3 protein-coding genes are annotated in these 1,571 nt (G+C 48.2%); all 3 read right to left on the minus strand.

Annotated features, from left to right (window positions below):
- Positions 1–12: 12 nt before the first annotated feature.
- Complete coding sequence (locus QT974_RS34205; RefSeq protein ID WP_333472794.1) at positions 13–984, minus strand: DEAD/DEAH box helicase; 972 nt, start codon at positions 982–984, stop codon at positions 13–15.
- 11 nt (positions 985–995) lie between these two features.
- The gene (locus QT974_RS34210) at positions 996–1,376 is read right to left on the minus strand and encodes a hypothetical protein (RefSeq protein ID WP_333472795.1); all 381 of its coding nucleotides are present in this window, start codon (positions 1,374–1,376) and stop codon (positions 996–998) included.
- A 12-nt stretch (positions 1,377–1,388) separates the two neighbouring features.
- On the minus strand, positions 1,389–1,571 hold a 183-nt coding region (locus QT974_RS34215; protein WP_442933242.1), incomplete at its 5' end, for a hypothetical protein.

The following is a 1,571-nucleotide window of genomic DNA, read 5'->3' on the forward strand; positions in this document are numbered from 1 at the left end:
GCTCTTCCGATCTTACTGCTGCAAACGAGAACAGGACTTGCCGCCACGTTTAAAATAATCTACCGACATCTGCTGCCAGAACTCCAGGATGAAGCGGTCTGGAGCTTCTGGTAAAGTAGCAAAATAATTGCAGAAGTTATCAGCGTAAGACCAATGTCCCTGAATCCCTAGCAGGGAGAGGAGGTCAAAGACTTCAATCGGGTCAATCTGCATTGGGGTTGCAGACAGCAGCACCAAGGCGCGTGTCTTTTCCTTGAGTTGCCCCATTAACTCTAGCAGCCGATTAGGAGTGTCTTTCCGGGCTTGAGGGCTTTTGCGTCGTGCGTGGTGGGCTTCATCTAATACGGCTAAATCCCAAGAATCTGCCTCTAAAAGTTCCTGCATTCTTTCAGTACGGCGTACCAGGTGGCTGGAGGCGAGAACTAAGTCTTTGGTATTCCAGGGGTTGGTAACTGTAGAGACGGTATTGCCGTAGGGGTCAGTTAATCCCCCTTGTGCGTAACTCCAGAAGTGAAGGTTAAACTTTTCTCGCAGTTCTTCCTGCCATTGGGGTTGGACGCTGGCAGGGGCGAGGATTAAAACGCGCTTGACCTTTTGGCTTACCAGCAGGTAACGCAGAATCAAGCCAGTTTCAATCGTCTTCCCCAGTCCAACTTCATCGGCAATGAGGAAACTGCGAGGGAACTGCTGGGCGACTCGGCGGAGTATCTTGGTTTGGTGAGGCCAGGGAGTAATGGGAATGGATTTGAGGCAGAAGTCCAAACAGCCAGGGTGTTTGTGCAGGTTAACAAGCTGGGTAAACGCTTGGTGTTCTCGTTCACATTGGGCTTCAGAAATCGCAGCTTTATCCGTAGTGCGGGCATCTTGCCCGCGATCGTTAAAGTTGAGCGAACTATCATTAGGGTCTAAGGAACCATCATTAAGATATAGCGAGCGAGACGCTCGCACTATTACTGTACGATAATGACTAATAACTAATAACAAATAACAACTAACTAATTAAAAGCACTCGGAAAAGCTGCCCAAACTCGATCGACAAAATCTCTAAGTTGCCGAGAGGCGATCGTGCTATCCTTCTTATCAGAGTCCAGAGACTGCAACTGGGTCAACAGCGAAATCACCTCCGTATCCAGCGCCGCCCGAAACAAACTCAGCGGCCACAGCAAATCAGAACCATCTCGCAAATCCGATAAAGTGTTTTCTTCAGGCCACCTTTGGGGGAAATCCTTCCCCGAAACCAATCCAACCAACATCAAAGGGCGCACCCAACAAATTTGACGTGCTTCAACTACTTGAATTACCTCTGAATGCAGGCACGCATCTCCACATTCCAAACTGACAATTTGACCAGGCTTAAAGTTCAAAGCGCCATCCATTAATGCTGACTCTTAATACAGACACAACCAAGCAAAATAACTGCCGCAACTCTCAACAGCACCAAAAAATATTATATCACAATTAATTCTTCCCTCTTCCTTCTTCCTTCTTCCTTGGGTCAACTGCCAACTGTCAACCATCAACTGCCAACTGCCAACTGCCAACTGCCAACTGCCAACTGCCAACTGCCAACT

The organism is Microcoleus sp. BM001215392 (genome assembly GCF_036700185.1).
Classification (GTDB): Bacteria; Cyanobacteriota; Cyanobacteriia; order Cyanobacteriales; family Microcoleaceae; genus Microcoleus.

Bases quoted from the DNA above. Each gene is read 5' to 3' on its own strand.
- QT974_RS34210 (WP_333472795.1), bottom strand. From the start codon at position 1,376: ATGGATGGCGCTTTGAACTTTAAGCCTGGTCAAATTGTCAGTTTGGAA.